Origin of the sequence: Sphingomonas sp. TX0543, assembly GCF_048565505.1 — a bacterium.
GTDB lineage: Bacteria > Pseudomonadota > Alphaproteobacteria > Sphingomonadales > Sphingomonadaceae > Sphingomonas.
Window position 1 is genome coordinate 366,098 of the sequence record NZ_JBLZUS010000002.1, and the last position, 25,224, is coordinate 391,321.

Consider the following 25,224-nt stretch of genomic DNA (forward strand, 5'->3'; position numbering starts at 1 on the left):
ATCGTTTGTCGGTTTCATGGCGCAGCTCCTGTGTGTATGATGCACATATCTTGAAGGGGCAGATGCGTGTCAACGAAAAAAGTGCATAATACACATATCGTAGCCGAACTGCCGAAGCTGCATCGCTCCCTGATCGACATCATGGCGACGATGAACGAGCCAGAGCGGGACGAGGTAATGCTCAAGGCTGCAGGCCTCGCTCTTGAGCGGGCGCTGTTCCCGCTTCTGGTGTCGGTCGAGCGTCTCGGCCCGGTCGGCGTTGTCGAACTCGCCGGCCGGGTGGGCCGCGACTACACGACGGTCAGCCGACAGATCGCAAGGTTAGAGGAGATCGGCCTAGTGCAGCGCAGGTCGAGCGCTACTGACAAAAGGGTCAAAGAGGCTGAGATCACTGCCAGCGGTAAGATCGCGACTGATGCAATCGATAGGACCCGGGAGGCGATGGCAGTGCGCATGTTCCGCGACTGGAGCGCAAGGGATTTCGATGAGCTGATTAGATTAATGCAGCTGCTAGCGAGCGGCATGCGCAACCACGAACATCTTGATCGCAAATAGGGCTTTGCAGACTCACCCCGGCTGAGCGGCGTCGACGTGTGATACGCGCAATGTCACCTCGCGGTAGTCGAACCGCAGCACGATGCCGTCGCCATCAGCTCCTGGAGGTATTGGAGCAGCACCTTGTCGCTGCCGCCACGCACCAGGTGTGCAACGTCATGCGTTGGGTGTGCCGAACCATTGTTCGGCCGCCCGGATCACAAGTGTCGGGTCCGCATCCCGCTCGCCGGCCCAGGCGACCACGCCGTCGGGACGGGTCAGCACCGCGCTGAGCTCCATTCGATCGTGAGCCTCGCCCACGACATAGTCGATGCGGCCGTGCCAGCGATCGGCTAGCGCGCGGAGCGGTCGGCGCGCATAGAAGTCGATCAGCAGGCCCTTGCCGTTCGCCATCCGTTCGCCGATACGCGTGCCGTCCGTCAGCTCGAAGTCGGGAACGCCGCGACCAACCAGCGGATGAGGATCGCCGAGGTCGTAACGCAGCGACCCTCCCGACACGCGCTCGGCGAAATACGTCGCGCCATCGCGTGTATCGATCAGATCGCGGATGATCGCCTCCAGGGCGCGCGAACTGGGGGTCGGCCGCATGATAGCGACCTGCGCTCGCGACCAGTCGAGCACCTGCGCTCCGACCGGACGGCGCTCCTCCTCGTAACTGTCCAGCAGGCCGTCAGGCGCATCGCCCCGGATGGCGGCGGCCAGCTTCCACCCGAGGTTCATCGCATCCCCCAGGCCGAGGTTGAGTCCTTGGCCGCCGAGTGGAGAGTGTATGTGTGCGGCATCGCCCGCCAAGAGTATGCGTCCCTTGCGATAGGTGCTCGCCTGGAAGGCGCGATCGGTCCACGTCGCGGCAACGTGAAGATCGGTCACGGTGACGCCGGTGCCGGAGACGCGCCGGAGCACGGCCTGGACATGCTCGAGTGTGATCGGCTCGACGCGGTGGCAGGCGCCGCCATCGAACTCGACCATCGCGACCGTGCCGGGCGGCGTGAAGGTATACATGCCGGTTGACGTGTAGTGCCGGCCCGCTGGCAGGCCCACGGGTTCGGCCAAGCCGACCTCGACCGAGTAGCCGGTGAATTCCGGTTCGGTGCCGGAGAACCCGAACCCTCCGAGTTTCCGCACCGTGCTGCGGCCCCCATCGCAGCCGACCAGCCAGCGCCCACGAATAACTTCGTCGCCTGCATGGACGACCACCCCGTCTTCGGTCTGGTCGAGATCAACGACGCCGCACCCGCGCCGAATCTCCACACCCGTCGCCAACGCGCGGGCGGTCAGAACGCTTTCAAGATGCTCCATGGTGACGGCCATGCTGGTGCCCGCAGGCCCGCCTAGCCGGTAAGGCCAACGCTCTTCATCGATCCTGTCTTGGAAGAACTGGATGCCGGCGAAATGGCCGGCAGGCTTACGTTCCTGCTGCATCCAGTGGGCGCTGCTCGAGACGCTCCTGCCCGAGCGATCTTCCGCTTGGACCGGCATGGTGACCTCATCGAGCAAGCCGCGTCGGTAGAACGCCTCGATGGTCGGCGCATTGAGTCCGCGCAAACCGAACGGGAGCCGCTTGAGTGGAGACCCTGGGTCTTGCGAACGCTCGAGGACCAGGACCGCGACGCCAGCAAGCCGCAGCTCGCACGCGAGGAAAAGGCCGACGGGCCCGGCGCCCGCGATCAGAACGTCATAGGTCACCGGATGCCCTCGGCCCTGGCAAGCGCATCGTTGAAGAGTCGACCGCGGCGTAGGGCGCGTTCTCGGCGAACAAGAAGCGTAGCACCTCGTAGCCATCCGCTGCGGCCGCCGCCCCACGCGGGAACATCGCGGCTTCGTAAGCGCCGAGCGCCGTCTCCACGTCACCGGGGTGCTCGACGATCGCCCGGGCGAGCTCCGCACCATCGAACAGCGCGAGGTTCGCACCCTCGCCAGCAGGTGGTGCTAAGTGGGCTGCATCGCCGAGCAGCGTCACCCCGGGCACCCGGTCCCAGCGATGACCAGTCGGCAGGGCGTGCAGCATGCGCAGCACCGGTGCCGTTTCGCCATCGGTAATCATCGCGGTGAGCGCTGGCGCCCAGTCCGCGAATTCGGCAACGATCCGAGCCTTTGCCGCAGCGGGATCGGTGAAGTCGATGCCGGCGAACCACTCTGCGGGCCTGTTCAAGGCGACATATCCGTGGAGGATGGCCCCAGCCTCGCGGTGCGCCAGGATGCCTTGGCCCGGCGCCAGCGCCATCAGTCCGCCACCGCCGACCGCTTCCGCGGCGGCCGGGTGCCTCGTGTCGGCATCGTGCAGATAGGTCTCGACGAACGACGTCCCGACATAGGTCGGTGTCGCGGCCGACAGCAACGGTCGGACCTTTGACCACGCACCATCGGCACCGACCAGAAGCTCGCTGTTCACCGTCGTTCCGTCGGCGAAGGTCAAAACGTGACGTCCGCCCCCGAGCGGCGTCACGTCATTCAGCCGCTTGCCCCACCTGACTGCGTCCTCAGGCAAAGAGTCGAGCAGGATCCTGCGAAGATCGCCACGCATGACCTCAGGGCGTCCACCGGTGCCGTCGTCGGGCTGCTCGAACACCACCACGCCGTCGCGATCGAGCACGCGGGTCGCCTCGCCACCCTCGTGGATGATCGCCCGGAATGCCTCGGTGAGTCCGGCGGCCGCAAGCGCCGCCTGACCATCCTCGATATGGATGTCGAGCTGGCCGCCCTGCGTTCGGGCCTGATCAGACGGGTCCGCCTCGTATATAGTGGCGGTGATACCTTGGAGATGGAGAACGCGAGCGAGCACTAGCCCGCCGAGACCGGCTCCGACGATCGTCACGTGAGTCATTCCATTATCCTCAAGTTGTCAATGGAACGCCGTTCCAGTAATTCTCATTGGAACGTGGTTCCATTCGTGTCAAGGCGCAGCGGTGGTTTCCAAGACAGCGAAGAGCGAGCGGCGGACGGCGCCGCTATCCAAGGACGCGATCATCGCGGCCGCCATCGAGATATTGGACGATAAAGGCGAGGGTGCGCTGACATTCCGCGCGCTCGCCACGCGGCTCCAGACCGGCAGCGGCGCGATCTACTGGCACGTCGCGGACAAGCAGGCGCTGCTGGCTGCCGCGACAGACCACGTCGTCGCTGCGATCATCGTCAATGGTGTCAAAGACGCGGAGCCGCGGGAGGCAATCCGCACCTTCGCGCTCGGCGTGTTCGACGCGATCGACACCCACCCCTGGATCGGTGGTCAGCTGTCTCGCGATCCATGGCAGCATGCGGTGCTGCGAATCCTGGAGGGAGTCGGCGGCCGGATCCAGGCGCTCGGCGTGCCCGCCGATGCGCAGTTCAACGTCGCGACCGCCATCATGAGCTTCATCCTCGGCCTGGCTGGTCAGTATGCGCTCGGAGCCGGCATGTCCAAAGGCGGCGTCGACCGGGCGACCGCGCTTGGCGAGATCGCGACGCGATGGGCGCAACTCGACCAAGACACGCATCCCTTCGTCCGACAAATCGCGACCCAGCTCGCCGAACATGACGACCGCGAGCAATTCCTCGCTGGCATCGACCTCATCCTGTCCGGCATCGAGCCTCTGCGTGAACATGCGCTGTTGTGAAGGACGGATCAGACCCGCCCCAAGAGGTAAGCACTGTCCCATACGGGTCGCCGAGTTCGCCGCGACGCAGGTTAGCTGACGTCAGCTAGGTCCGACGGCCGCAACGCGTAGGCGAGTTGCTCCATCCTGCATTGGCCAACCGCCTTGTCAGGTCGCCACCTCACGAGCCCGGCCCCGTGACGTAAGCGCTCGCTGGTCACTTGGTCGTAACTCACCTCGACGACCAGCTCCGGCTTCAGCGGGAACCACTCGCTCTCCTTGCCGTCATTCCACCGGCTCGGACCGCCCGGCGCCTTGCCCGTAAAGCCGGGCGCCGAGATCAGCGCCTCGAGCCGCTTGGTCAGCTCGGTGCGGTCTTGCTTCGCCAGCGCCGAAGTGAAGCCGACATGGTTGAGCAGGCCAGCATCGTCGTAGAGACCGAGCAGCAGCGATGCGACGAGCTTGCCGTCCTTCGTGCGGCGGAAGCCGCCAACCACGCAGTCGGCGGCGCGATGCTGCTTAACCTTTAACATCGCGCGCTCGCCCGCGCGGTATGGGCCGCCGAGCGGCTTCGCGATCACGCCGTCCAGCGCACCGCCGCTCGCGGCGAGCCACGCCTGCGCGCCCGCCAGATCGGGCGCGTGCGGCGAGAGCAGGATCGTCGCGGTCCCCTCGGCGGCGTGGAAAAGCTCGAGCGCCTTGCGGCGTTCGGCGAGCGGCCGGTCGATCAGCAAGTCACCGCCGACCGCCAAACAATCGAACAGCATCAAGTGCGCTGGCGTCTCGGCGGACAGCCGCTTGATCCTGCTCTCGGCAGGATGGAGCCGCGCCTGCAACGCGTCGAAGGACAGCACGCCGTCGATCGGCAGGATCAACTCGCCGTCGACGACATAGTCGTCGGCTTCGGTGCCCAGCAACGCAACCACGATTTCGGGGAAGTAGCGGGCGAGCGACTTGCCCGACTTCGACATCAGCTCGACGTGTCCGCCCGACCGAGACGCGATCGCGCGGAAGCCGTCCCACTTGGGCTCGTATTGCCAGCCGGCGTCGGACGGAAGCGCGTCGACGAGCTTGGCCTCCATCGGTTCGATACCGGTAAAGGGGTGCGGTCCGCCTTTCACGCGCGACTCCTCAGCTTCGGCTTGTCGGCCAGCTCGATCCACACCGGTGCGTGGTCGCTGGTCTTCTCCCATCCACGCACGTCGCGGTCGACCTGCGCATCGACCAGCCGGTCGGCGAGCGCCGGGCTCAGCAGCAGGTGGTCGATGCGCAGACCGGCGTTGCGGGCGTAGGCATTCCGGAAATAATCGAAGAAGGTGTAGATCGTCTCGTCCGGATGGATCGTGCGCAGCGCGTCGGTCCAGCCCTGGCCGGTCAGCCGGAAGAACGCCTCGCGCACCTCGGGCGCGAACAGCGCGTCCTCCAGCCAGCGCTCCGGCTTGTGGACGTCGCGCTCGGTCGGCATCACGTTGAAGTCGCCCGCAAGCATGACTGGCAGCTTGGACTCGAGCAGCCCGGCGGCGTGCTCGATGAGCTTCTCGAACCAGGTCATCTTGTATTCGAACTTGGGTCCGGGGCGCGGGTTGCCGTTGGGCATATACAAGCCGCCGATCAGAATGCCGTTGACCGCGGCCTCGATGTAGCGGCTCTGCGTGTCGTCGGGATCGCCCGGCAGGCCGCGCCGCGTCTCGTGGATCTCGCCGACCCGGCTGAGCATCGCGACGCCGTTCCAGCTCTTTTGGCCGTGCCAGATCGCGTCGTAGCCGAGGTCGCGGACGGCGGCCTCCGGGAATTTGTCCTGCGGCGCCTTGAGCTCCTGCAGGACGGCGACGTCTGGCTGGCTCTCGGCGAGCCAGCGCAGCAGCACCGGCAACCGGCCGTTGACGCCGTTCACGTTGTAAGTGGCGATCTTCACAGGTCGGGCAATTCTTGGTCGGCGCGCCCCCAGCCCGACAGCGCCTTCGATCCTGCACGTTTCACAAGCTCTGCCGCGTCGCCGATGTGGAAATGGTTGGGCGCGTGGATCGTCTCCATCTCCTTCCAGGTGATGGGCACGGCGACCGGCGCGTTCTCGCGAGCACGCACCCCATACGGCATCACCGCGGTCGCGCCGCGCTGGTTGCGCAGGTAGTCGACGAAGATGCGACCCTTTCGCTGGGCCTTGGGCAACGCGGCGGTGAAGTTGTCGGGATCGCTCTGCGCGACCGCCTGTGCCAACCGGTGCGCGAAGTCCTTCACTTCCGGCCACTCGGCCTTCGGCACCAGCGGGGCGATGACGTGGACGCCCTTGCCGCCGGTCACCATCGGAAAGGTCTCGAGCCCGATCGACTTCAGGATGTCGCGGAAGTGGAAGGCCGCCGTCCGCACCGCCTCGAAGTCCAATCCCACGTCGGGATCCAGGTCGAAGACCAGCCGATCCGCCTTCTCGACGTCCTCGATCCGTGAACCCCAGCCATGGAATTCGATCGTGCCCATCTGGACGCAGGTCAACAGACCGTCAGCGGTATCGATGAAGAGATACGGCTCCTCGTGGCCGTCCTTCTCCATGATGCCGACGTGCTTGACCGTGTCGCCGAAGCTCCCGGCGTCGTGCTTCTGGAAGAAGCATTTCTTCGCGCGGCCCTGCGGACAGCGAACGAGGCTCATCGGCCGGCTGCCAACCCAAGGAAGCATGATCGGCGCGACGGCCGCGTAATAGTCGGCGAGCTGGCCCTTGGTGATGTTGGATTCCGGAAAGATCACGCGGTCGGGATTGGTCACCTTCACCTTCGAGACCGCCGGCGCGGCGATCTCGGCCACGGGCTGCTCGACCTCCAGCACCACCGCCTCCGACTTCTTGTCCGCACGCAGGCCCAGATAACTCGGGTGCCGCAGCGTCCCCTCGTTGGTCATCTCGGTGTAGGCGATCTCGGCGACCAGCTTGGGCTTCAGCCAATGCGCACCGCGAACCTCGGCGCGCGGCGCCTTCACGGTCGGCTTGTCCTGCTCGAGCGGCGCCATCGTCTCCATCAGGCGGACGATCTCGTCGTTGCCGAAGCCGGTGCCGACCTTGCCCGCGTAGCGCAGCATTCCATCCTCGTGCACGCCTAGGATCAGCGAGCGGAACAGCCGGGACTTGTCCGACGACGTCCAGCCGACGATGACGAATTCCTGCCGCTTGATGCACTTCGCCTTCAACCAGCCGCCGGACCGGGAGCCGATGTAGCGGCCGTCCGCCTTCTTCGAGATCACGCCCTCGAGTCCGGCGTCGCAGAACCCGTGCAGCAGCTTCTCGCCGTTGCCCTCGATGTGCTCGGAATACCGTATCCTGTGGCTGCCTTCGGGCAGGATGGCGCGCAGCCGCTCCTTGCGCTCGGTCAATGGCAGCCCGGTCAAATCCTCGCCGTCGAGTTCCAGCAAATCGAAGGCGATGAAGTCGATGCTGGCGGGCGCCCCCTTCAATGCGCCCTGCAGCGTCTGGAAGCTGGAGCGGCCCTGCTCGTCCATGACGACCGCCTCGCCATCGAGAAGGGCGGACCGAACCCCGAGCGCTGCCGCCTCGTCCACGATGCCCGCAAACTTCTCGGACCAGTCGAGGCCCGAGCGCGTGTAGGCGCGCGCCCTGCCGCCACCGACCGCGACGAGCAGCCGGTAGCCGTCATACTTCATCTCGTGAAGCCAGCGGTCGCCGGTGGGCACGGTGTCGACGAGCGTGGCAAGCTGGACCGGCTGGAAGGGCGGGGGGTCGAGCTTCCCCGCCGCCCTGCTCGACGCAGCCCTCGAAACGCGCGGTTCTGTCTTGGTCCCTGCCATCATTGATAGACTCGCCGCGCCCGAGTCTCGTTCCGTCACCGGCGCCGCCTTAGGGAATTGTTGGTTCGATCCGACGGTAGAAACGACTGATGTCGATCGAAGGGCAGAAGTCTACTGATCGCCCACCGGCATGTCGAGGTGGTCGCCGAGGCCGACAAGCTGCTGCCGCTGATGGAAAAGAAACTCGGCCCGGACCACCGCCGCACACTGCAATTGTTGGCGGTGCGTGCGCAGTCGCTCGGTACGCTAGGTCGCTATGCTGAAGTTGCCAAGGAGAGCGAGCGGGTGTGGCGGACGACTGCGGCCCATGAGGGGCCAGCGGCTTTTCAAGCCGCCGCGGGTCGCGCAGATACCGCGGAAACGCAACGCCGCGCCGGACTCTACGATGATGGGTGGCAAATGCTCGCAACGCGCTCGCCGTCGCGCGCGCGTCGCCCGGTCGGGAAACAGCACTCGCCCATGGCGATCCGGACTACTGTCGCCGATTGCCTCATATATTCGGGTCGTGCGGTCGAAGCGCACCGCCCGTGAACATCGATCGCAACAAGGTGGCTGAACTGGTCGGCGATGCGGCGTGGGGTCCACGCTGGATCTTGCGCTCGCGCAAGTGCTGGTGGCCCAGAAGGATATGGTGGGAGCAAGTGCGCGATTATCCGCCGCGCGCTCCGGGCTCGGGAACAACGCCGATCCATTTCAAAAAAGTCTGATTGCGCGCGTTGCTAAGGCAATCGGACAATCGCTATAAAGTCATCGTCTGATGAGCGACCACTATGCGCCCTTAGCCGGTCGCTGGCGTCCTATTTCAACGTCCCAAAAGCAGCCGCCCCACCGCGGGTCAGCTATAAGGTGGGTCTGGCCGCATAGGCGACGAGTTCTATGTCCCGCCGGCAGCGTTCGATGCCGTCGCAAAGCTCGATCAATTCGGATTGAGTGATTTTCGTCGACTTCTTTTGGTCGGCGACGCTCTGCACACACAGGATATGCGGCTCACCTTTTGCAGGATCAGCGCTCACGCCAGCTAAGCCGTGTACAATTAGGTTCCCGGACTCCAACTTTGGTCGCCCAGGCTATCGTCCCGATCGGCCGGCCTATCCTTCAAACGGACCTATCGTGGGCGGACGCCCGGTCGATCTAGGGCTGGTTTGTTTTGGCGACGGCTCGCGCAACGGGATCGGCAGCGGCACGACATGGACATGGAATGCGAAGCGCGATCGCTACGAATACGGCACGTACACCCAATCTACGACCGAGGTGTTCGACACGTCTCTGATGGTCCAGATCTGGTCGGGCGGTGGCCGCATCCGCCTACCAAAACGGATGGTGGGATCTGTACGATGTCGCGGTCGGACCTGACCTGATCACTGCCAGCTATCGACTGAACGGGTTGAACAAACCGCGTCTTCGCATCGATCGTCGTAGCGGCCGAATCAGCGTGCAGGGAACAGCGAGTTATGGGTTCCGCGGTACTTGCGACACGATCGGCAATGCGCCCAGACGCTTTTGACGGGCGCTGAATTACAAGGCTTCGACAGTCCGTTACACCCTTCGGCTGCTTTGCGCCCCAATCACGGTCGTTCAACCGATCCGTCCGAGATCCCACAAGCCGCCGTTCGTGCAAGCGAGAATCTGGCGGCCTAATCGAGTTTGTCCCCATACTGCGCGAACTTCCATTCTGATGGCTACTCAAAGGTTGCGACCTGATTGTGGGATTGTCTCGCTAAGGGAGCCTGTTGAACAGTCACAAGAGCGTGCCTTGCAAGATAACGAGCGCGACGCTGAAATAGATGACGAGTCCTGTGACATCGACCAGTGTCGCGACGAACGGCGCCGACGCGCTCGCCGGATCGAAGCCCAGGCGCTTGAGCAGGAAAGGCAGCATCGAACCAGCCAGCGAGCCGAAGGTGACGATGCCGATGAGGCCGACACCGACCGTCAGCCCGATCAGTTGCCAGTGCGGGCCATAATCGAAGATGCCAAGAACCTGCCACGCGGCGATGCGGATTATCCCGATGACGCCGAGACTGGCGCCGAGCGCGATGCCGACCGGCAGTTCGCGGAGCGCCACCCGCCACCAGTCGCGCAGGCGGATCTGGCCGAGCGCCAACGCGCGGATCAGCAGCGAGGTCGATTGTGAGCCGGAATTGCCCCCCGAACTCATGATGAGCGGGATGAACAGCGTCAGCACCACCGCCCTGGCCAGTTCGTCCTCGAAATGCTGCATGGCGCTGGCGGTCAGCATCTCGCCGATGAACAGGGCGCCGAGCCAGCCGACCCGCTTGCGGTACATGCCGAGGAAGCCGGTGGTGAGATAGGGCTCGCTCGCGCCTTCGACGCCGCCGAACTTCTGCACGTCCTCGCTGCCTTCGGCGAGGATCGCGTCGATCACGTCGTCGACGGTGACGATGCCGAGCAGCTGATGCCGGTCATTGACCACCGGCACCGACAGCAAGTCATGGATCGAGATCAGCCGGGCGACCTCCTCCTGGTCCATGTCCGCCTGAACGGTGATCGGCTCGCGATCGGGCGCGAGAGCGAGGATCGATTGCCGCGGCTCACCGGTGATGAGCTGGCGCAATGTCACCACCCGCAGCAGCGCGCGCGTCTCCGGATCAACGACGTGGATCGCATAGACCGTCTCGCGAGTGCGTTCGACCTCGCGGATATGGCGCAGCGTATCGGCCACCGTATAGGTCGCGGGCACGCTGACGAACTCGGTCGACATGATGGCGCCGGCCGTGCCTTCGGGATAGGCGAGCAGCCGCTTGAGCGGCCAGGCGCTGTCGAAATCGACGCGCGTGAGCAGTTCGGAGCGATCATCACCGTCCAGCTCGCGCAGTACATCGGCCGCGCGGTCGTCGGCCATGCCCTTCAGGATGTCACCGGCACGACCCTGCGGCAGGTCGAGCAGCAAGTCCCCGGCGCGGATCAGCTCCGGCCGGTCGAACACGTCTATCGCGCGTTCGAGGGGAAGATGGGCGAGCACCGCTGCGGCGGTGTCGGCATCTTCCTCGTTGAGACGGGTAACGATGTCGGCGGCGTGCGCGTCAAACAGATCGGCGAACAACGCCAGATCGACCGCGCCGGGCGCGGTGCGGGTATCTTCCATAATCTCACCTCTCGATCCGCCGTCACGGCGGATCGCGGGCGAGCTAACCCCTGCGGGTCAGGCCAGCGTCAGCCGTGACGGCAAGGACAATCGACTACTGTCGCTTGGCATGGGGTTGGGTTTCCTTAGCTCCGCACCACCGGACAGAGCTGGTCGGTGCGGCGCCGAAATGGCGAGAGCGCGCGCCGAGGTCAAGGCGACAGTCGCCAACGACATTCATGTATATCCCTGATATACCATCGTATAACGCTGATATGCTGTCGGCCCAGGCTGGTCTCACGCCGGCGGCAACTTCTCTGCCATCCTGACGAGCTCGGCCAACGATTGCGCGCGCATTTTGCGCATGATCTGTCCGCGCCGGACCTTCACCGTGATCTCGCTTAGGCCAAGAGACGCGGCGATCTGCTTGTTCAAGGCCCCGCCGACTACTTGCGCCATGATCTGCTTTTCCCTGGCATCGAGCGAGTCGTAGCGACGCTGCAAATCGTGGCGGACGGCTGCATGCGCGCGCCGGACGCGGTCCTGGCTGATGCCCTGTTGAATGGCGTCCAGCAGATCCTGCTCATGAAACGGTTTGGTCAGGAACTCGATCGCGCCGGCCTTCATCGCCCGTACCGATGTCTGGACATCGCCGTGGCCGGTGATGAAAATGATCGGCAGAGTCTTATTCGAGCGGAGCGCTTCACGCTGGAATTCGAGGCCGCTCATGCCGGACATCCTGATATCGAGCACCAGACAGCCGGGACGCTCGGGCCGAGGCCAGGCGAGAAACGCTTCCGCTGACGCGAACATGCGCGTTTCCAGACCGACCGATTCCAGCAGGTCGCCAAGCGCATCGCGCACGGACGCGTCATCGTCCACTACATAGACGAGAGGGACGTCCTCGGCAGCTTGCCCGTCAGTCATGCGGCCGGCACCTCCAACAGCGGCAAACCGAACCTGACGCGTGCGCCGCTCGGCTGGTTCGGATCGAGCGAGATGAAGCCGCCATGAGCCTCGATGATCGATCGGCAGATGGTCAGCCCCATGCCGATCCCCGTTTCCTTGGTCGTCCAGAACGCTCCGAAAAGTTTCTCCTGGTCAAGCGTGGACAGTCCTCTCCCGCAGTCGGCGATGGTTACGACCGCATCGTCGCCGATCCGTTCGGACGACAGCTTGATAAGACGGTGATCGCTTTGCCCGTCTTTGATCGCCTCGATCGCGTTAAGGAGCAGGTTTCCGAGCACTTGCTGGAGCTGAGTCTTGTCCGCCAGCGGATAAAGGCCATCCGTCAGATCAAGCCGCACCTCGATGTCCCTGCGGTCGAACTCCTGGCGCGCCAGCGAGAGCGTGTCGCGCAAGACCGCATTGAGGTCGACCGCGACTTTCTGCGGGGGTTCGCCGCGTGCGAGGCGGCGCAGATTGCCGACGATCGTACTGGCACGATTACCGTCAGCGACGATGCGCGAAAGCGCGGCTTGCGCTTTGTCGAGCCGTGGCGGCGTCTGCCCCAACCAGCGCAGGCCGGCGTTACCGCTGGCGACGATGGCGGCGAGAGGCTGGTTGACCTCGTGCGCGATCGATCCGGTCAGCGCGCCGAAACTTGTCAGCCGGGTCAAGCGACCAAGCTGAGCCCGGGCCTCGTGAATCGCAGTCTCGGCAGCAACGATCCGAAGGGCAAGGAAGGTCGTTATCGCGATCGCCGACACGCTGATCGCAAGATTGACGATTCCGGCACCGTGCTCGCCGAACCGGCTGAGCGTGAAACTGATCAGCGTCAAAGAGATGCAGACGATCGCCAGCCGGACCACGCCGCGGCGGCTCAGCACCTGGACCGCGAGCAGGATCGCCGCGACATAGAAGACCGCGGCGGCGATCTCGTAGCTCGTGATTGTGTCGACGATGAAGACGGCGACCAGCAGCCCGGCTAAAGCCACTAGCTTCAGACGCCGATTCCGTACTCCGCGAAGACTATCCGGCAATATTGCTCCCTCGTCCGCCAGGCGCGGCAGCTCGTGTGCATACCGGCGTTCGTATGGAATGATCGTAGAGCGTAGGACAAGCCGCGTCTCGGTCCCAAGAATATACCTTCGTATATCAAATATATACATAGGTGCCGAGACGCCATTTCTCTTAGCGGATTGCTGCTGCCGCAGTTAAGACCTGTGAAGCTATCGTTTCACCAAATCGGCCTTTTTGAATGAACAGGATTGCTCGTCTGATCGGTAGTCCATTCGCTTTTGGCATAGGCCTTTTCCTTGTCATGGTCCTGCTCGGAATTGGCGGTGCATTCGGTTGGCACAGCCCCGTCTTCACCATCGCACGCCATACCATGGTGCTCGCGACAGGGTTGGGACTTCTTGTGATTCTTTGGTCGGGAAGAATGCGAGCCAGGCGCCTTGCCCGCAAGGTCGAGCAGCTTGGCCCGGTAAAACCGGGGCGCCGTCCGGCCTCGCGCGCCCAGCCTGGCGATCGTGCGTGAGGCAGGCCGAGCGTGCCTCGCCACGCAACCATATCGGTCATTCCTCCCGGCGCGCGATTCCCGGAAGGAGGCCGCCGAGGGAACAGCGAGCCGACGCCACGCGGTTTAATGCCAGCGCTCTTGGAGGAATCGCGGTCGAGGGCCGGCACGGCAGCGGCGGGCGTCTCCGCGATCTGATCGCTGTCCCGGGTGAAGCGGGCGCCGCGCAGGTGCAGGCGGTCATAGTCCGATGTGACGGACGCAATGTCCGGATCGATGCGGCATCTTTCCTCGATCTACGGCCGGGCGGACCTCTCGTCGTCGCGGTCGAGCCGATCGATCAGCCGCTGTTCGAGCGGCGAAGCGGCGAGTTTCTGATCCTCGCGGACCTGCTTGACGGGGAAGTGATCGACCGGCCGGCGCAGCGGATCGTCCGGGTCAACGATGCCGTCATCGAATGGGACGGAACCTGCCTGACTTGCGCTGCGATCGATGCGAGCGCGGCTGGCCTCATCCGGCGGCTCGTGCCTCGCGCCTTTGCCGATCGGTTCGAAGGTCACACCGTGGCATGGGACGAAATCGAACCGATGATCGAGCCACCACCCGGCATGGATTTCGTGTTCAGCCATGCGGGCCTTCGGGAACTTCATCCCGCCGACATTGCGGCGCTGATGGATCATCTGCCGTACCGGCAAGGAGCGCGCATTCTGTGCGCGCTCGGGACCGAACTGGCCGCCGATACGCTCGAAGAGGTCGAACGGCTTCGTCAGCCGGAGTTCCTTGAATATCTGCCGCAGGACCGTGCGGTGGCGATCCTCGACAGTATGGCGCCGGACGCCGCCGCCGACCTACTGGAGTCCGTGCCGCGCGACAAATCGGACAAGCTGATCTCGCTCCTGGAGCCGGAGACCTCGAGCGACATCAAGCTGCTGCTAAGCTATCCCCACAATTCGGCCGCCGGCTTGATGACGACGGATTTCGTCATGGCCCTCGATACCGAGACGGTCGAGGAAGCGATCGCCTATGTACGGGGGCAATTGCGTCGCCCGCACCTCGTTTATTACGTCTATATCGTCGACGATCCGCAAGCCCGCAGGCTGCAGGGGGTCATGTCGCTTCGGGACTTGCTGTTGGCCGAGCCGGAGATGCGGCTGTGCGATTGCATGAGCTCGACGGTTCACACCACGCGTCCCGAGGAGCATTGCAAGGAGGTCGCGAGGATCATGGGTGAGTACAACCTCCTCGCCTTGCCGGTGATCGACGAGCTCGGCCGGATGCTGGGTCTGGTGACCGCCGACGATGTTCTCGACCTGATGCTACCCGAATCCATGCGCCGGCACCTGCCGCGGCTGTTCAGTTGATGGAGAGCACGGCTCCCGCGCCCGAAAACATGGCGATGGTTCCGCCCGCTGTTCGCCGGCTTGCCCGGCGCAGACGCCTGCGCGTGCCGAAGGGCGGCGTTCTCGCTTTCCTCGCCGCGCTGGGACCGGGCCTGATCACCACCAACGCCGGCAACGACGCAGGCGGGATCGCCACCTACTCGGTGGCCGGCGCGACCTATGGGCTCGACTTGCTCTGGGTGCTTCCAGCGATCACGCTGAGCCTGATCGTCGTGCAGGAAGCCTGCGCGCGCATGGGGATCGTCACCGGCAAGGGACTGGCCGGGCTCATCCGCGAGAAGTTCGGCATTCGCTGGACCGCGCTGGCGATGGTCACCTTCTTCATCGCTTCGCTCGGCACCACCGCTTCGGAATTCGCCGGCATCGGTTCGGCTAGTGAACTGTTCGGCGTATCGCGCTATATCTCCGTGCCGGTTGCCTTCATCATCGTCTTCTATCTCGTCGTTGGCGGCACCTACCGCATCGTCGAGAAGGTCTTCCTCGCGGCGACGGTCGTATTCTTCGGGTATGTCGGCACTGCGTTCGTCGCGACGCCGGATTGGGGGCCGGTCCTCAAGGCTTCCGTTATCCCGACTTTTCGTGCCGATCAGGGCTATCTGTTCATGGCGATCACGCTGATCGGCACGACGATCACCTCTTACATGCAGTTTTTCCTGCAGGCGACGGAGGTCGAGAAGGGCACCAGCGTCCGCGAGCTTCCATTCGTGCGCGCCGACGTGATCATCTAGTCGGTGTTCGCCAATCTCATCGCGTTCTTCATCGTGATCACGACGGCGCAGACGCTTCATCCCCACGGCATCAAGATCGAAACAGCGGCCGACGCCGCGCGTGCGCTTGCTCCGCTGGCGGGATCCTGGGCTGAAATCCTATTCGCCGTCGGACTTGTCGGCGCCTCAATGTTCGGCGCGACCGTCCTGCCGCTCGCCACGGCCTATGTGGTGACAGAAGCATTTGGCCTGGAGCGGGGGATTGCGCGGAGCTTCAGGGAAGCGCCGGTCTTCATGGGGATTTACGCAGCGACGCTGGGCCTGGGCGTTGCCGTCGCCCTGATCCCGCATATGCCGCTCGTGAAGCTCATGCTTGCCAGCCAGTTCGTGGACGGCCTGCAATTGCCGGTGATCCTAGTGTTCATCGCGTTGATGACGGCCGACCGAGGGCTCATGGGCGAGCATGTCAGCGGGCGCGTGCTGCAGGCTGTGCAGTGGGCCACGGCCGGCATCCTGAGCCTCATGAGCCTGGCCCTGGTGGCAATGACGATGTTGGGCTTCGGATAAAATATAGGAGGTGTGCTTGAGCGAACAGTCCCCGGATAGTCCGGAACCCGGCCCATTCCATGTGCTCGCATTCGCCACGCGTGATGCGGCGGAGCATGCCTATGAAGACCTTGTCGGCATGGGAGTGTCGCCCGGACACATTAACTTATTCGTGCATACCGACCCGATCGAAAAGCGTCGCCGCGACGATACACTGGATCACGACATCGAGACCGGAGGCGCGGTGGGTGCCGGCGCTGCGTCGTTTGCCGGCGGAGTAGGTGGCCTGCTTGCCGGTTTGGGGTTGTTGGTCGTCCCCGGCTTTGGACCTCTCCTCGCTGTGGGTCCGATCGCGGGAGCCTTGACCGGCGCCATCACCGCAGGAGCGTTGGGCGGGCTCGCCGGTTCTCTTATCGGTGTGGGGGTGGCAGAGGCATCCGCGCTCGCTGCTGAGAAACATCTCAAGGCTGGCCATGCCATTATCGTCGTAGCCGGGTCTGCCTGGAACGAAGAAGTCGCCAATGCAGCACAGTGTTCGTCGGGATTGATAGATGTTGACCGCATCTAGGAGTGCACTTGAGTTCCGTCTCCCTGCGGCGGACTCACACGCCGAAATAAAGTGCGCTTGGTTTCGCGCCTGAATTGGCCCCCTAAGCGCTCGTTGCCACCGCGACCGCTGGCGATGCATGAGCCCGAAGCCATCATCCGTCCAATACTGCTCCTTCCCTAAGTCGGCGACAGCAATAGTCGAGTATCTGGATTCGAGTGTCGCTTCCGCGATTGCGGTCATTAACAGAGTGAGCCGGATATATCCGGCGCTGGTGCGTTAAAGTCCCAAGGGTAAATCACCGAGTCCGAAGACATGTCGGTGATGCCGATTCAGCGAAGGGAAAAGATGGACGACAGTCACCGCGCCTTGATATTATTGTTTGGCGGTGGTCTCGTCCTCCTGATCTCGTGGCTGCCGATGCTGTTGAAGCGGGTGCCGCTTTCGCTGCCGATCATATGCCTCGCGATGGGCTACGGCACGTCGTTCACGTCGATCCTTCGTGTCACATCTGTCGCTGATCTGACTACGAGTCATACCGCCGAAGCGCTATGCGAGATCGTGATGCTCCTGGCGTTGATGGGCGCCGGTCTCAGGATCGATCGGGTGTTCGGCTGGCGCGCATGGGGTACGCCGTGGCGCCTGCTGCTCATCGCGATGCCGATTACGATGATCCTGGTCTTCGCAGCGGCGCACTGGGGCCTGGGAATGGCAGCCCCGGCGGCGTTGCTCCTTGCGGCAGCCCTAGCGCCGACCGACCCAGTTCTGGCTGGCGATATCCAGACCGGTCCGCCTGGGGAGGGAGAAGATGGCGAAACCCGCTTCGGGCTAACCGCCGAGGCCGGCTTTAACGATGGACTGGCCTTTCCCCTCATCCTCCTTGCACTGGCTCTCCATGCCGGCACTGCCAACTGGGGACACTGGCTGGGAATCGAGTTCGCCGCAGAGATCCTGATCGGTATCGTTGTCGGCGCGGTGCTTGGCTGGCTCATGGGCCGGGCGCTGTTCCGCCTGCCGCATCTCAGGAAGATATCCGACAGTGGCGACGGGCTGGTGGCGATCGGTGCAACCTTCCTTTCCTATGCCGCGACCGTGCTTCTGCACGGCAATGGCTTCATCGCGGTGTTCGTCGCCGGGCTCGCCATCCGCGCGGTGCGGCCCGAGGACGAGTTTCACGCCGAGATGGCAGCGTTCGCCAATCAGGTCGAGCGTGTGCTGATCATGCTGGTGCTGGTGTTGTTCGGCTGGACCCTGGGCCATGGCCTGCTCGCTTCTTTGACCTGGCAGGGTGGTTTGCTGGCGATTGCGCTCATCCTGCTGTTCCGTCCGATCGCTTGCTGGATTGCGTTCATCGGCTCCTCGGCTCCGCGGACCGCCAAGCGTATGATGGGCATTTTCGGCATCCGCGGGATCGGCACGATCTACTATATCCTCTACGCGACCGGACGCGGCGACTTCGCCGAACGCGAACAGCTCTGGGCGATCGCGGGGACGGCCATTCTCGCGTCGATCATCGTCCACGGCACGGTCTCGACGCCGTTGATGACATATGCCGATCAGCTTCGAAAGCAGCACGGGCGCAACTGGGACCATTCGGAGTACGAAAACTATCCCTCCGCGTAATTAGAGACCCCGGGCGGCGTCGAAGAAGATGATAGCGTTGGGTAAAGCCGGGAGTTCGTTGGCCCATCAACGCTGGCCTGATGGTGCAAAACCGATGATGGGGCATCCTCGCGCCTGACTGCAGAGCAGCCGTGATCGACATAAGCGAAATGAATGCTGTTTGTCGGTGAAGTCGTTCATAGACCCTCGCGGCGGATTATCGCCATGGAGAAGAATATGACACGGATCGCACTAATGATCGCTCTGGCAGGCGCTGCCGTTACCTCGGCAATCCCGGCGCAAGCGAAGGTATGTCGTACCTATGTTCGCGGCCATCACGTCAAATGCCACAAGGCATTCCGTCCTAGCGTTAACCTCAAGCGCAAGCACCCGATAAAGGTCGTCCGTTGCCGCACTCGAGTTGGCCATAACGTCAAGTGCTGACTCTATAAGGGCCGTATCTTCGGAAGGAGAAGCGGCCCTTCTTCTGCCGATTGACAGGCCGGCGGCCGAAGGCCCTTTCGTGTAGGCGTAGGCTACTAAATTGTCAGAAATCGGTCCTTCGGCAATGCGCCCTAAATCCGGCCGTTGCGGCACGCGACCTAAAGTCCCGAAACCAGCCGTTATTGTAAGGGCTCAACGTCGCACCCTATGAAGTGATTATGCCGTATCGGCAGAACTGAGGCAGGCATTATCCGTCGGAACCGTGCTATCGCCACCGCGAAATGGGGGTGTGCATTGATGCACTGTGCGTCTTGGGTGTTAGTCGGCTGCGCAATCAACGGCCTTATACGTGCAATCTACGACTACCAGACGCTGATCGCGGGCTGCGCCGCGGTGGTCGCGGCCTATTTCGCCGCGCGACCTGTCTACCGTCAGCTCGACATGATGCGGCTGCAATCCGACGCGGTGATGCGCGGAATGCTGCTCGACCGCGAGCGCGATCTGCGCCAGGCGCTCGAGGCGCTCGATAAGAATGTCGGCGAGCCGCTCGCGGGCTTGGGGCACGCGGTCTATTGGGAAGAGGGTGACGAGATCGACGAGGAACGCGCCTTCTACCACGACCAAGCGCTGTCGACGGCCCGGACCTGGCTGGGCACCAAGTATCGCTGGCGCGACTCCGCCGAGGTCGAGACCGCGCGGGCCGGCTTGGAAAAGGGCCTGGACGCGCTGATCGACACGCTCGACGACGTCCATCGTCCCGCCCACACTGAGAAGGAGGGCGAGGATTACGCCATGACCGACGAGGAGTGGACGGCTTTCCTGAAGCGCGGCGAGGACGCGAAGGGCGAGGTCCTGGGCAAGCTGAGCAACGCGCGCCAGCTGCTGTCCGCGGTGTCCTCCGGGATCGGCGCCGAGCTCAATGCCGTCGGCCGCCAACTTACCGCGATCGACAGGTCGCTCGCGCGCATGAAGCAGTAAGGTGGCGAGACCTAGCGGCTCATTTCGATCGATTCGCGAAATCACTTGACGCGAGATGATAGATTCGGGAATGTGCTTGCGATCAAAATTTTTAGGGGCAGGCAATGGTTCCATTTCAGCAGCTTCTCGACGAGGCGTTTCCGCCTAGTGCCGACGTGGCGCTGATGCGTTCGGTGTCCCAAGCGATCGCGCTGGCCGGCGACGTGATGGAGAACGAGCCGTTCCTCAAGTCGCTGATCGGTGCGGACATCAAGGGGCATATCCGCCGCGCCGCCGTCTTGTTTAGCGTGCACGAGGGCTGCAAGGTCGGCGACCTGCCGTTCGCGTCGGAAATGACGCGGATGCCGCTGGGCGGCGGGCATTGGGTCGAGTTGCGGTCGGGGGCGTTCCGCGCCCACGTGTGCCGGACGGATGGCCCGGTGGCCTTCCCCGAGGAAACGCCCACCCGCCAGGACCAGCGGCTCAGCAATCAGCTCGAGTTGTTCGATCCCGATCCCGTCGTCGTGCCGTTCCGCGCTCCGTCACCGCAGGAGATGTATGCCTGGCTGACCTTCGGCGCCAACGGGTCCGATCTCACCCACCTGTGCTGGGGCATGCCCGAGGCCGGGCGCAACAGCTGGCTTGCGCGGACAAACGTGCTGACCCGCCTGGGCCCGATCGAGGCGGCGCCAGTTGACGTGCCCGCGCCCGCCGTCGTGCTGCGCTTCCGCGACCACATCGAGGAAGCGTTGCGCAATGACGAGCACGAGTCGACTTCCGACAACGAATCCTGACTGCGGGTAACGGGATGAGCAATGATCGCGGTGCTCCGGCCTCGGCCGGAGCCAAACCGATTCCGGAACGGATCAGGGAAGCCCGGGAGGCTCGCGGCTTCACCGGCGAGGCATTCGCCGAAGCCATCGGTGTCAGTCGGCAGGCGGTGGCGCAGTTCGAGACCGGACAGGCGTCGCCGAGCGGCGAGACGATGGGTAGAATCATCGGTGAGACCGGTCAGCCGATCTCGTTCTTCACCGGCCTGCCGTCGCGTGCGGGCGAGCCGCGTGCTCCGTTCTTCCGCAGCCTGAAACGGATGGAGCAGCACCATCGCCGTCGCATCGTCCGGCGCATGCAATGGGCGGGGGATATCGGAACCCTGCTCGAGCGATTCATCGCCTTGCCGGCCGTGAACTTCCCCGGTCTGGAGTTCGATGCCGAGCACGGCGACGAAGACGACATCGAATGCGCGGCGGAGAGGCTTCGCGACCATTGGGGTCTTGGCCGTGGTCCCATCCGCAACCTCGGTGCCACCATGGAGGCGAACGGGATCCTGCTGGTGCGCGAGCCGGTGCGCTGCCAGGACATGGACGCCGTGAGCTGCTGGATCGGGGGTCGGCCGATCGTTCTTATGTCCGAGGAGGTGGTCGGGGGACCGCGCGACCTCTTCAACCTCGCCCATGAACTCGGCCACCTGGTACTTCATCCGGACATAGAGGTCACCAGCTCGAACCTCGACATGATAGAGAAGCAGGCCAACCGTTTCGCGAGCGCCTTCTTGCTTCCGCGCGAGACCTTCAGCCGGGAGGTGCTCGGCAGCTCAATCGCCTATTTCAAGGCGCTGAAGGCGCGCTGGGCTGTGTCGATCGCCTCGATGGCGTATCGAAGCCGGGATCTCGGGATCCTCTCCGAGAACCAGTTTTCCTACTTGTTCCGGCAGATGAACAGTCTTCGCATCCGTAAGATCGAGCCACTCGACGACGCGTTTCCCGTCAATCGGCCCACGATGCTCGCCGAAGGCCTACGGATGCTGGTCGAGCACGGGGTCTACACGCGGGCGCAGATCGAAGCGGCCCTAGGGTTGAACCTGCGCGATGTCGAGGGACTGGCGGGACTGCCGGGGGGGTATCTGGATCAGCGAGTAGTGCCTATTCGACTAAAGGCTGACTTCGCGCCTGACGTTCGCGTGGACGATGCATTGGGCTGACGCCCCGAAGTATCTAATCAGCGCAGGGTTTGCTCCTTCGGACGGGCATCTGCCTTGGGAGCTCGAGGTGGCGACGGTTCATCGCTCGAAGCCCTAGCGCCGCCGTTTGGCTTTATCGGGCCAGGGCAGGATTCCGTCTAGCTCGCGAAGTCCCGTTCTCTCGCTTTCCCAGCGTTCACGTTCTGCGGGTGGCGGCGGCAGCTCCTCGTTTTCGAACCATAACAGCGTCAGCGTCTGGTCCCACTGTCCGATATGGCGACTATCCTCATACAGGTATCCGCTTCTGGTCCAGTCGTCGAACCACTGGTCGGGCTCGGCGTCGACGGGCCCTGTTTCCGTATCGCCACGCCGCAGCCGCGCGCTTAGCGAATCGCTCGGCAGCATCGTTCCCGGTCTCACCAAAGCGCCAGCTGCACGCAGCGATGTCGATCTGGCGCAAAACCGGACTTTGCCAGCCTCTGAAAGGACGAAAGCGCAAAGTTCGCGCGAAAAAGTTGCAAAGCGTGACGCGGTAGCGATCAGCGACGCGTCAAATTCGTCGGCCAGACTAGCAATCGCGTCCATTCCGGGATCGACGGCATCGACCTTGGGCTTGAACATTTTGTGGGGCAGCAAGAGTTCAGAGGCGAACACATCACACGCAACCTCGCCGGGCGCGCGACGCGCATAGCTCCAGCTCGGTGCCTCATGCTCAGCCGGGATGCCAAGCACTACGTGCGCCACTTCATGGCAGATGCTGAACCGTTGCCGGCGGGAATTCTGCCCGCAATTGACGCATATCCGGTATGTGCCGTCGGGCAGTCGAACCGACCATGCATCTTCTTGGTCGCCCAACGGTTCTGCCGACACCGTGCCACCGATGTGCGCGGCATAGGCTTCCACCGGCACCGGCAAAACCGACGGACCGACGGCCGCGATAAACGCGCGCGCTTTCATGGCGGCATCCTGGTCGTTCAAGGCATCACGCTGACATGAACCTGCGTATGCGCTCGAGCGACAGTGTATAGTCGGCACGGGCGCCCCGGTTCACCACGGTGGTCAGCATATGGAGTTCCTGCGGTGAGATCGTTGGATCATTGCGCGCGAAGTCAGCCAATGCGGGATCCACGTTCGGATGCACTGCCAGGAGTCGTAGAATGTCGGCGTCGCGCGCCGATGGAGTCAGCGCGCCGATAAGTCTGTCGAGCACGTCCTCGGATGGCGATTCCTTGGCGCCCGTTTCCAGCCGGTATACATAAGCGTGATCGACCTCGGCACGCTGGGCAGCTTCCCTTAGACTCCAGCCGCGATCGCCACGCAACGCCTTCAACCAATTTCCAAGCGCCGATTCCGGCATCAGACCTCCTTGACAAAACACGACGTCAGTCACATATGTTGTCCAGTCAGACAACAGCCCTGCGGATCTGAGGCCCAGGGCAATTTTTTGGCCTTATCTGTTGTCTGGCCGGACACCAAAATGGCATCCGGCGAGGCAAAAGGCAAGCCGCTCAGGCGGAGAAAGGTTTGAGATGAACGATCATGCTGCGGCGCACGAGGTGCGCATTCATATCAACCGCGAAGTCTATCATTCGCCCAGTCCGACCACTGGCGACGCACTGTACGAGCTTGGGGATATCCCCAAGAACGAAGCGCTGTACCGCGAAGTCCAGGGCGACGTGGAAGACGAGCGCATCGTGCGCGACGACACGCCCCTCGATCTGGTCGCGGACGCGCATTTTTACAGCAAGCAGGTGTTCGATATCCTGGTCAATGGCGACGACCACGTGATCGATACCAACCACATCAACTACGACCGCGTCGTCAATCTCTACCTCGGCAGCGGCGGCACGGCATCGGCCGAATATCTGGTCAAGTATTCTCACGGGCCGGCCAAAAATCCGAGCGGCACGCTCGTCCAGGGACCCAACGTGGAGGTGAAAGATGGAATGCGATTTCGCGTTGCCGGAACTGGTGAATCGTAATCCTTTTCTGAAGGATTTGGACGAGACGGGGCATCTGATCGACTTTGTCGGCGGATACCTCATCCTGTACGGCTGGCCCTATCTCGATGCGGACGGGCACCTCCAGCATGGAGATTGGCTGAGTTCCGTAAATTTGGCTGATGGCGTGATGGAACCGAAGGACCATCAGGCACTGTGGCGCGGTAGCCGACCATGCGATCTAAGTGGAAAGCCGTTGGCACTTGGCGGCGGCGAGAGTGCCATTGCCATCACCGACGACTATTCGACCAACCAGTCCTTCTCGTGCAAGCTGCTGGGCGATTCTGGTCAGATGCGCGAATACACCTCGTTTGCGGAAAAGATCGAAACCTATCTCGAAAAGATTACGGGACCCGCGCTTGCGGCGTTTCCTGACGCGACGCCGCTTGCCGCCATCGAAGTTAGAGCCGCCGAACAGAAATCCCCGCTCAAATTTCCGGACACGATGTCTGCGCGATATGAGATCAATGATCTGTCGACACGCTTGCGCGGCAAGAGGGTCGCAATCATCGGGCTAGGTGGAACTGGCGCCTATATCCTCGACTTCCTTGCGCGCACGCATCTCGCGACCATTCGGCTCTTCGACGACGACAAGGTGCACGTACATACCATCTTCCGGATGCCGGGCTTCATCCCTCGCGCTATCGGGCAACGCAAGGTCAACGCGCTGGCGACGCAATATAGCCAGTGGCATGGCGCGATCGAGCCGGTGCCGGAACGGGTGACGCACGACAATATCGCGCAATTGAAAGACTTCGACTTCGTCTTTGTATCGGTCGATGATGGCCCGTCGAGGCTTGTGATCGTCGATTGGCTAACTGCCAACAATGTTCCGTTTGTCGATTGCGGTATGGGCCTGACGCGCTCTGCGGTCGGCTTGAGCGCGTTCATTCGCGTAACCGGCACCGATCGTCGGGCATTCGAAGAGAATGTCGGATCGGTAAGATTGCCGATCCAAAACCCGAAGGACGACGAATATCGCAAGCGCCCGCAGATCACCGAGTTGAACGCGCTGAACGCAGCGATGGCTGTCATCCGGTTCAAACAGCACTTCGGTTTGCTCGATTACGAGGGCACTGCAAGCGCGTATATCTTTGACTCGGTGCCGTTCGAAATCGACTGAAAGGCGTGAGCCCGTGAAATATCGATATCAAGCTGTCGAGCGCATTCCCAAAGAGCTGAGCCCGGGCGTCGTCTATCACAGCGAAGAGTTTGAGATCGGAGCGCTGTTATGTGCTTGCGGGTGTGGCCACCGTGTCAGCCTTCTGGTGCCGGATAGCCACGAGATCACGTCCGCAGACGATCTGGCGACAATCCACCCGTCCATTTCGGTCTGCGATGCGCCCTGTAAATCGCATTACTTCATCCGCGGCGGTGAGGTGGAATGGCTTCCAACATTTTCGAGTGCGATGGCGGCCACCACAATGCAGCTGCAAATCGCCCGACACGCGCTGCGCGACAATGAACCTGTCCCTGTTACTTGGCGCGACCGCATCAAGTCCAGGGTTGGCGAGGCGTTCCGCAAGCTCTTGTCGATCTTTGGACGATGATGCTGGCACCTGTCCGACCAGACGCTCCGCCTGGGGAGGTGACGAT

At 63.2% G+C, this 25,224-nt stretch carries 25 protein-coding genes and 1 pseudogene; 14 read left to right on the forward strand and 12 right to left on the reverse strand.

Annotated elements, in window-relative coordinates; genetic code table 11:
• Positions 1–66 precede the first annotated feature (66 nt).
• The gene (locus ACM61V_RS02350) at positions 67–555 is read left to right on the forward strand and encodes a MarR family winged helix-turn-helix transcriptional regulator (RefSeq protein WP_419713777.1); all 489 of its coding nucleotides are present in this window, start codon (positions 67–69) and stop codon (positions 553–555) included.
• A 156-nt stretch (positions 556–711) separates the two neighbouring features.
• On the opposite strand, the gene ACM61V_RS02355 is transcribed toward ACM61V_RS02350, so the two are convergent.
• Positions 712–2,241, reverse strand: a complete 1,530-nt coding sequence (locus ACM61V_RS02355) for an FAD-dependent monooxygenase (protein ID WP_419713778.1) — start codon at positions 2,239–2,241, stop codon at positions 712–714.
• Entirely contained in the window at positions 2,231–3,379 is a 1,149-nt protein-coding gene (locus ACM61V_RS02360) for an FAD-dependent oxidoreductase (RefSeq protein ID WP_419713779.1), read from the reverse strand. Before ACM61V_RS02360 ends, ACM61V_RS02355 begins: the two co-directional genes overlap by 11 nt.
• Positions 3,380–3,461: 82 nt before the next feature.
• Between ACM61V_RS02360 and ACM61V_RS02365 the strand changes: the two genes are divergently transcribed.
• The gene (locus ACM61V_RS02365) at positions 3,462–4,148 is read left to right on the forward strand and encodes a TetR/AcrR family transcriptional regulator (RefSeq protein WP_419713780.1); all 687 of its coding nucleotides are present in this window, start codon (positions 3,462–3,464) and stop codon (positions 4,146–4,148) included.
• Between the two features lie 71 nt (positions 4,149–4,219).
• On the opposite strand, the gene ACM61V_RS02370 is transcribed toward ACM61V_RS02365, so the two are convergent.
• Genes ACM61V_RS02370 through ligD form a run of 3 tightly spaced genes read right to left on the reverse strand, consistent with a single transcriptional unit; the run spans position 4,220 to position 7,922 of the window.
• On the reverse strand, positions 4,220–5,248 hold the full coding sequence (locus ACM61V_RS02370) for an ATP-dependent DNA ligase (RefSeq protein WP_419713781.1): 1,029 nt from the start codon (positions 5,246–5,248) through the stop codon (positions 4,220–4,222).
• Complete coding sequence (xth, locus tag ACM61V_RS02375) at positions 5,245–6,042, reverse strand: exodeoxyribonuclease III (protein ID WP_137785485.1); 798 nt, start codon at positions 6,040–6,042, stop codon at positions 5,245–5,247. The genes ACM61V_RS02370 and xth overlap by 4 nt, the downstream gene beginning before the upstream one ends.
• A complete protein-coding gene (ligD, locus tag ACM61V_RS02380) occupies positions 6,039–7,922 on the reverse strand; it encodes a DNA ligase D (protein WP_137785574.1) in 1,884 nt (627 codons plus the stop codon). Before ligD ends, xth begins: the two co-directional genes overlap by 4 nt.
• Before the next feature lie 135 nt (positions 7,923–8,057).
• Here ligD and ACM61V_RS02385 point away from each other — a divergent pair, with 135 nt between their 5' ends.
• Positions 8,058–8,450, forward strand: coding sequence for a hypothetical protein (locus ACM61V_RS02385; RefSeq protein ID WP_137785486.1), 393 nt, complete (start codon positions 8,058–8,060; stop codon positions 8,448–8,450).
• Complete coding sequence (locus ACM61V_RS02390) at positions 8,447–8,626, forward strand: hypothetical protein (protein ID WP_137785487.1); 180 nt, start codon at positions 8,447–8,449, stop codon at positions 8,624–8,626. Before ACM61V_RS02385 ends, ACM61V_RS02390 begins: the two co-directional genes overlap by 4 nt.
• Before the next feature lie 132 nt (positions 8,627–8,758).
• Here ACM61V_RS02390 and ACM61V_RS02395 read toward each other — a convergent pair whose 3' ends face one another.
• From ACM61V_RS02395 to ACM61V_RS02415, 5 genes are all read right to left on the reverse strand, one after another.
• Entirely contained in the window at positions 8,759–8,932 is a 174-nt protein-coding gene (locus ACM61V_RS02395) for a hypothetical protein (RefSeq protein ID WP_171007474.1), read from the reverse strand.
• 725 nt (positions 8,933–9,657) lie between these two features.
• Complete coding sequence (gene mgtE, locus ACM61V_RS02400) at positions 9,658–11,025, reverse strand: magnesium transporter (RefSeq protein ID WP_137785488.1); 1,368 nt, start codon at positions 11,023–11,025, stop codon at positions 9,658–9,660.
• A gap of 276 nt (positions 11,026–11,301) precedes the next feature.
• Positions 11,302–11,931: a response regulator transcription factor gene (locus ACM61V_RS02405; protein WP_137785489.1), complete on the reverse strand. Its 630-nt coding sequence runs from the start codon at positions 11,929–11,931 to the stop codon at positions 11,302–11,304.
• Positions 11,928–12,986: a sensor histidine kinase gene (locus ACM61V_RS02410; protein WP_419713782.1), complete on the reverse strand. Its 1,059-nt coding sequence runs from the start codon at positions 12,984–12,986 to the stop codon at positions 11,928–11,930. Before ACM61V_RS02410 ends, ACM61V_RS02405 begins: the two co-directional genes overlap by 4 nt.
• Positions 12,987–13,761: 775 nt before the next feature.
• Positions 13,762–14,094 (reverse strand): hypothetical protein, encoded by a 333-nt coding sequence (locus ACM61V_RS02415; protein WP_171007475.1) that lies wholly within the window; start codon positions 14,092–14,094, stop codon positions 13,762–13,764.
• Between ACM61V_RS02415 and ACM61V_RS02420 the strand changes: the two genes are divergently transcribed.
• From ACM61V_RS02420 to ACM61V_RS02450, 7 genes and pseudogenes are all read left to right on the forward strand, one after another.
• Entirely contained in the window at positions 14,074–14,826 is a 753-nt protein-coding gene (locus ACM61V_RS02420; RefSeq protein WP_171007476.1) for a magnesium transporter MgtE N-terminal domain-containing protein, read from the forward strand. The genes ACM61V_RS02415 and ACM61V_RS02420 overlap by 21 nt on opposite strands.
• 35 nt (positions 14,827–14,861) lie before the next feature.
• Positions 14,862–16,139, forward strand: a pseudogene (locus tag ACM61V_RS02425) (Nramp family divalent metal transporter).
• Positions 16,140–16,155: 16 nt separating this feature from the next.
• Positions 16,156–16,686 (forward strand): hypothetical protein, encoded by a 531-nt coding sequence (locus ACM61V_RS02430; RefSeq protein ID WP_137785492.1) that lies wholly within the window; start codon positions 16,156–16,158, stop codon positions 16,684–16,686.
• A gap of 327 nt (positions 16,687–17,013) precedes the next feature.
• Entirely contained in the window at positions 17,014–18,288 is a 1,275-nt protein-coding gene (locus tag ACM61V_RS02435; RefSeq protein ID WP_137785493.1) for a cation:proton antiporter, read from the forward strand.
• 816 nt (positions 18,289–19,104) lie between these two features.
• Entirely contained in the window at positions 19,105–19,689 is a 585-nt protein-coding gene (locus tag ACM61V_RS02440) for a hypothetical protein (RefSeq protein ID WP_419713783.1), read from the forward strand.
• 155 nt (positions 19,690–19,844) lie between these two features.
• Positions 19,845–20,462, forward strand: coding sequence for a hypothetical protein (locus ACM61V_RS02445; RefSeq protein ID WP_137785495.1), 618 nt, complete (start codon positions 19,845–19,847; stop codon positions 20,460–20,462).
• A gap of 14 nt (positions 20,463–20,476) precedes the next feature.
• Positions 20,477–21,649 (forward strand): helix-turn-helix domain-containing protein, encoded by a 1,173-nt coding sequence (locus tag ACM61V_RS02450; protein WP_137785496.1) that lies wholly within the window; start codon positions 20,477–20,479, stop codon positions 21,647–21,649.
• 93 nt (positions 21,650–21,742) lie between these two features.
• On the opposite strand, the gene ACM61V_RS02455 is transcribed toward ACM61V_RS02450, so the two are convergent.
• Positions 21,743–22,585, reverse strand: coding sequence for an ImmA/IrrE family metallo-endopeptidase (locus ACM61V_RS02455; RefSeq protein ID WP_171007477.1), 843 nt, complete (start codon positions 22,583–22,585; stop codon positions 21,743–21,745).
• Between the two features lie 25 nt (positions 22,586–22,610).
• Complete coding sequence (locus ACM61V_RS02460) at positions 22,611–22,985, reverse strand: helix-turn-helix domain-containing protein (RefSeq protein WP_137785498.1); 375 nt, start codon at positions 22,983–22,985, stop codon at positions 22,611–22,613.
• Positions 22,986–23,157: 172 nt separating this feature from the next.
• Here ACM61V_RS02460 and ACM61V_RS02465 point away from each other — a divergent pair, with 172 nt between their 5' ends.
• From ACM61V_RS02465 to ACM61V_RS02475, 3 genes are read left to right on the forward strand one after another with little or no spacing between them, the layout of a single operon-like run.
• Positions 23,158–23,610 (forward strand): hypothetical protein, encoded by a 453-nt coding sequence (locus ACM61V_RS02465; protein ID WP_419713784.1) that lies wholly within the window; start codon positions 23,158–23,160, stop codon positions 23,608–23,610.
• Complete coding sequence (locus ACM61V_RS02470; RefSeq protein WP_137785500.1) at positions 23,570–24,751, forward strand: ThiF family adenylyltransferase; 1,182 nt, start codon at positions 23,570–23,572, stop codon at positions 24,749–24,751. The genes ACM61V_RS02465 and ACM61V_RS02470 overlap by 41 nt, the downstream gene beginning before the upstream one ends.
• Positions 24,752–24,764: 13 nt before the next feature.
• Entirely contained in the window at positions 24,765–25,178 is a 414-nt protein-coding gene (locus ACM61V_RS02475) for a DUF6527 family protein (RefSeq protein ID WP_137785501.1), read from the forward strand.
• Positions 25,179–25,224: the final 46 nt, after the last annotated feature.